Source organism: Halorhodospira neutriphila (assembly GCF_016584055.1).
GTDB classification, from domain to species: Bacteria; Pseudomonadota; Gammaproteobacteria; order Nitrococcales; family Halorhodospiraceae; genus Halorhodospira; species Halorhodospira neutriphila.
The window spans coordinates 1-4,999 of sequence record NZ_NRSH01000147.1 but is presented as its reverse complement, the minus strand read 5'-3'; the positions used below and the strand labels follow the sequence as shown (position 1 = coordinate 4,999).

Sequence of the window (4,999 nt, the reverse complement as noted above, 5' to 3'; positions counted from 1 at the left end):
GCCGTGACGCCGTGGGCCACCCACACCGCCGAGGCCTACGCCCAGCAGGCGGCGAGCACCGGCATCTCGCTGTCGCGGTAGAGGCGGCCGAGGGCGAGAACGGCGCCGAGGAAGAGCGCCGCCGGGATGACGACGCCGAGGTAGCGCAGGATCTGCAGCCCCATGAGCACGGCGACGGCGCCGCCGGGGAGCTGGCCGCTGGCGGCCTCGGCGAGGTAGTCGATGAGCTCGTTGGCCGAGAGCACGGCGAAGAGGATCGCCAGGACCGCGAGGGCGGCCCACGCCGCCTCGCGCACCAGATAGCGGTCGATGAGGCTCAGCCCGATCGTCATCGGTCTCCCTGGGAGGTGGCTCGAGAAACCCGCGCCTTTGGTAGACTAGGGCCCGCTGCACGCGCTCGGCCCGGGACAGCGCAGCCGAGCATACCCCAGCGACCGCCCAGTGACGAGGAGGCCCGCGGCGGCCCGTGACACGCGTGGACTTCTACATACTCGCCGGCGCCGACGCCGCCGAGCGCGAGCGCCTCGCCTGCCGGCTCGCCGAGAAGGCCTATGAGCGCGGCCACCGGGCGCTGCTGCTCGCCGCCGACGAGGCGCAGTGCCAGCGGCTCGACGCCCTGCTCTGGACCTTCCGCCAGGGCAGCTTCGTCCCCCACGCCCGCCTCACCGAGCGCGAGGGGGAGCCCATCGCCGTCGGCACCGAGGAGCACGGCGAGGACGAGGTGCTGATCAACCTCTCCGACGCGACGCCGGCGAGCTGGTCCCGGCGCGAGCGCCTCGCCGAGATCGTCGACCAGCGCCCGGAGGTGCTGCAGGCCAGCCGGCAGCGCTACCGGCAGTACCGGGAGGCCGGCGCCGAGGCGCACACCCACCACCTCGAGCAGGGCAAGGGCCGATGAGCGCCGAGGACGCGCCGCAGCCGCCGCCGCTGTTCGATGTGGTCATCCCGGGCGAGCAGGTCCGCAAGGAGAACGGCCCCTGGCTGCACCCGCGGCCGGGCGAGGCCGACGAGCCGCCGGGCGCGCGCCGCCCGGGCGTGGACGAGGCCGCGCTGGCGGAGCGCTTCCGGGACGAGCTCGAGCGCCGGCTGCCCGAGGCGCTCGAGCAGGCGCAGCGCCCCGTCCGCCGGGCGGTCGACGACGCCTTCCGCGAGGCGGTGAGCGCGGCCCGCCGCCCCGCCGAACAAGATTCCGACTAACGATCGAGGCCCCGATGGAGAAGACCTACGACCCGAACGCCATCGAGACCCGGCTCTACGAGTTCTGGGAGCAGGCCGGCCACTTCAGGCCCGCCGGCGAGGGCGAGCCGTACTGCATCATGATCCCGCCGCCGAACGTCACCGGCACCCTGCACATGGGCCACGCCTTCCAGGACACGGTGATGGACGCCCTCGTCCGCTACCACCGCATGGCGGGCTACAACACCCTCTGGCAGCCCGGCACCGACCACGCCGGGATCGCCACGCAGATGGTCGTCGAGCGCCAGCTCGAGGGCGAGGGGGTGAGCCGCCACGAGCTCGGCCGCGAGCGCTTCCTCGAGCGCGTCTGGCAGTGGAAGGCGGAGTCCGGCGGCACCATCCAGAACCAGCTGCGCCGCATGGGCGCCTCGGTGGACTGGAGCCGCGAGCGCTTCACCATGGACGAGGGGCTCTCCGAGGCGGTCACCGAGGTCTTCGTGCGCCTCTACGAGGACGAGCTCATCTACCGCGGCGAGCGCCTGGTCAACTGGGATCCCGTCCTGCGCACGGCGGTCTCCGACCTGGAGGTGGCCTCCGAGGAGGAGGAGGGCCACATCTGGCACATGGAGTACCCCCTCGCCGACGGCGACGGCTCGGTCACCGTCGCCACCACGCGGCCGGAGACCATGCTCGGCGACACCGCCGTGGCCGTGAACCCCGAGGACGAGCGCTACACCCACCTCATCGGCCGGCGCGTGCGGCTGCCGCTGGTCGGCCGCGAGATCCCCATCATCGGCGACGACTACGTCGACCCGAGCTTCGGCAGCGGCTGCCTGAAGATCACCCCCGCCCACGACTTCAACGACTTCGCCGTCGGCGAGCGCCACGGCCTGCCGCGGATCAACGTCCTCACCGAGGACGCCCACATCAACGACAGCGCCCCGGAGCGCTACCGCGGCCTCGACCGCTACGCCGCGCGCGAGCAGATCGTCGCCGACCTCGACGCCGAGCGCCTCCTCGCCCGCGTCGAGAAGCACCGCCTGATGGTCCCCCGGGGCGACCGCAGCGGCGCCGCCATCGAGCCGTACCTGACCTGGCAGTGGTTCGTGCGCGCCGAGCCGCTGGCCCGGCCGGCCATGGCGGCCGTCGAGGAGGGGCGCATCCGCTTCATCCCCGGCAACTGGGAGAAGACCTACTTCGAGTGGCTGCGCAACATCGAGGACTGGTGCATCTCCCGGCAGATCTGGTGGGGGCACCGCATCCCGGCCTGGTACGACGAGCGGGGCAACGTCTACGTCGGCCGCTGCGAGGACGAGGTCCGGCGGCGCCACGGCCTCGGCCCGGAGACCGCCCTGAGCCGCGACGAGGACGTCCTCGACACCTGGTTCTCCTCGGCCCTGTGGCCCTTCTCGACGCTGGGCTGGCCGCAGCAGACCGAGGCGCTGCGCGCCTTCTACCCCACCTCGGTGCTGGTCACCGGCTTCGACATCATCTTCTTCTGGGTCGCCCGGATGATCATGATGGGCCTGTACTTCATGGGCGACGTGCCCTTCCGCGAGGTCTACATCCACGGCCTGGTCCGGGACCCGGAGGGGCAGAAGATGTCCAAGTCGAAGGGCAACGTCCTCGACCCGCTGGACATCGTCGACGGCATCGACCTCGAGTCGCTGGTCGCCAAGCGCACCGCCGACATGATGCAGCCGCAGCTCGCCGAGCGCATCGAGGCGATGACCCGGCGCCACTACCCGCAGGGCATCAAGGCCCACGGCACCGACGCCCTGCGCTTCACCTTCGCCTCGCTGGCGACCACCGGCCGCGACGTGGTCTTCGACCTCGGCCGCGTCGAGGGCTACCGCAACTTCTGCAACAAGCTCTGGAACGCCGCCCGCTACGTGCTCATGAACACCGAGGGGCAGGACTGCGGCGCGGCCGGGGAGGCCGTCGAGCTCGGCGCCGCCGAGCGCTGGATCCGCTCGCGGCTCGAGCGGACCGTCGCCACCGTCCGCCAGGCCTACGCCGACTACCGCCTCGACGTCGCCGCCCAGGCGATCTACGAGTTCACCTGGGACGAGTACTGCGACTGGTACCTGGAGCTGTCCAAGCCCGCCCTGCGCGAGGGCAGCGAGGCCCAGGCCCGCGGCACCCGGCAGACCCTGATCCGGGTCCTCGAGGAGCTGCTGCGCCTGGCCCACCCGCTGATGCCGTTCATCACCGAGGCCATCTGGCAGCGCGCCGCCCCCGTGGCCGGCATCGCCGGCGAGACGGTCATGCGCCAGCCCTACCCGCAGCCCGACGAGGCGCGCCGCGACGCCGAGGCCGAGGCGGAGATCGCCTGGCTGCAGCGGGTCATCCTCGGCGTCCGGCGCATCCGCGGCGAGATGGACATCTCGCCGAGCCGCCCGGTGCCGGTGCTGCTCGGCAACGTCAGCCCCACCGACCGCCAGCGCCTGGAGCGCCACCGCGCCTTCCTCACCGCCCTCGCCCGGCTGGAGTCGGTGCAGATCCTCGACGACGAGGCGGACGCGCCGGAGTCGGCCCTCGCCCTCGCCGGCGACATGGAGGTGCGGGTGCCCATGGCCGGGCTCGTCGACAAGGAGGCCGAGCTGGCCCGCCTGGGCAAGGAGCGCGCCCGGCTCGAGGGCGAGATCGAGCGCGCCGAGCAGAAGCTCGCCAACGAGGGCTTCCGGGCCAAGGCGCCGGCGGCAGTGGTGGACAAGGAGCGGGCCAAGCTCGCCGAGGTGCGCGAGGCCCTCGAGCGCGTCGCCGAGCAGGAGGCGCGCATCCGCTCCCTCTAGGCGGGGCGCGGCGGCGGGAGGCCGGCTAGACGACCCGCGCCATGATCAGGGCGTCCTCCCGCCCGCTCGCCCCGGGGTAGTAGCCGGGGCGGCGGCCCACCTCGTTGAAGCCGTAGCGCTGGTAGAGCCGGCAGGCCGGGCCGTTGGAGGGGCGCACCTCGAGGAAGAGCGTCTCCATGCCGCGCCCCCGGGCGCGCTCGAGGGCCGTCTCGAGCAGCAGCCCCCCGAGCCCGCGGCGCTGCCGGCCGGGGTCCACGACGAGGTTGAGGATATGCGCCTCGCCGACGCCGAAGTCGAGGAAGAGGTAGGCCTCGGGGCGCCCGTCGGCGTAGACGAGGCCGGTGTAGCCGGCGGCGAGGCAGTCGCGGAAGATCCGCTCGCTCCACGGGTAGTCGTAGGCGCGGCGCTCGATGGCGAGCACCGCCGGCACGTCGGCCCCGCGCATCGCCCGTACGCGGGGGCCGGCCGGGCCGGCTACAGGGCCCCGCGGATCCGCTTCAGATCCTGCCATGCCTTCGCCTTCTCGCCGGGGGAGCGGAGCAGGTAGGCCGGATGGTAGGTCACCCACACCGGGATCCCGGTATCCGCGTAGGTGTGGGCGCGCCCGCGCAGCTTGCCCAGCGGCGTGCTGGTCTCGAGCAGCTGCTGCGCCGCCACGCGGCCGAGGGCGGCGATGGCGCGCGGCTGCAGGAGCTCGAGCTGGCGGCGCAGGTACGGCGCGCAGGCGGCCACCTCGTCGGGGCGCGGATCGCGGTTGCCCGGCGGCCGGCACTTGACGATGTTGCAGATGTAGACGCCGCCGCGCTCCCGGCCGCGGCCGATGGCCGCGAGCATGGCGTCGAGGAGCTGCCCGGCGCGGCCGACGAACGGCTCCCCGCGGCGGTCCTCCTCGGCCCCGGGCCCCTCGCCGACGACCACCAGGTCGGCCCCGCGGTCGCCGGCGCCGAAGACGGTGCGGTTACGCCCCTCGCAGAGCCGGCAGCGCCGGCACCCGGCCACCGCCTGCTCCAGGTCCTCCCAGCCGAGCC

At 73.6% G+C, this 4,999-nt stretch carries 6 protein-coding genes; 3 read left to right on the top strand and 3 right to left on the bottom strand.

The window, feature by feature from the left end; translation table 11 throughout:
• Positions 1–35 precede the first annotated feature (35 nt).
• Positions 36–332, bottom strand: a complete 297-nt coding sequence (locus CKO13_RS10570; RefSeq protein WP_242468006.1) for an LptF/LptG family permease — start codon at positions 330–332, stop codon at positions 36–38.
• Positions 333–466: 134 nt separating this feature from the next.
• Between CKO13_RS10570 and CKO13_RS10565 the strand changes: the two genes are divergently transcribed.
• From CKO13_RS10565 to CKO13_RS10555, 3 genes are read left to right on the top strand one after another with little or no spacing between them, the layout of a single operon-like run.
• A complete protein-coding gene (locus tag CKO13_RS10565) occupies positions 467–898 on the top strand; it encodes a DNA polymerase III subunit chi (protein WP_200260662.1) in 432 nt (143 codons plus the stop codon).
• Positions 895–1,197 carry a hypothetical protein gene (locus CKO13_RS10560; protein WP_200260659.1) on the top strand — a complete coding sequence of 101 codons (303 nt, stop codon included), beginning with the start codon at positions 895–897 and terminating at the stop codon, positions 1,195–1,197. The genes CKO13_RS10565 and CKO13_RS10560 overlap by 4 nt, the downstream gene beginning before the upstream one ends.
• A 14-nt stretch (positions 1,198–1,211) precedes the next feature.
• On the top strand, positions 1,212–3,971 hold the full coding sequence (locus tag CKO13_RS10555; RefSeq protein WP_200260656.1) for a valine--tRNA ligase: 2,760 nt from the start codon (positions 1,212–1,214) through the stop codon (positions 3,969–3,971).
• A 25-nt stretch (positions 3,972–3,996) separates the two neighbouring features.
• On the opposite strand, the gene rimI is transcribed toward CKO13_RS10555, so the two are convergent.
• Both rimI and CKO13_RS10545 read right to left on the bottom strand, forming a co-directional pair.
• Positions 3,997–4,416 (bottom strand): ribosomal protein S18-alanine N-acetyltransferase, encoded by a 420-nt coding sequence (gene rimI / locus CKO13_RS10550; RefSeq protein ID WP_242468005.1) that lies wholly within the window; start codon positions 4,414–4,416, stop codon positions 3,997–3,999.
• Between the two features lie 29 nt (positions 4,417–4,445).
• Positions 4,446–4,999: uracil-DNA glycosylase (locus CKO13_RS10545; protein WP_200260636.1), on the bottom strand; the 554-nt coding region annotated here is incomplete at its 5' end.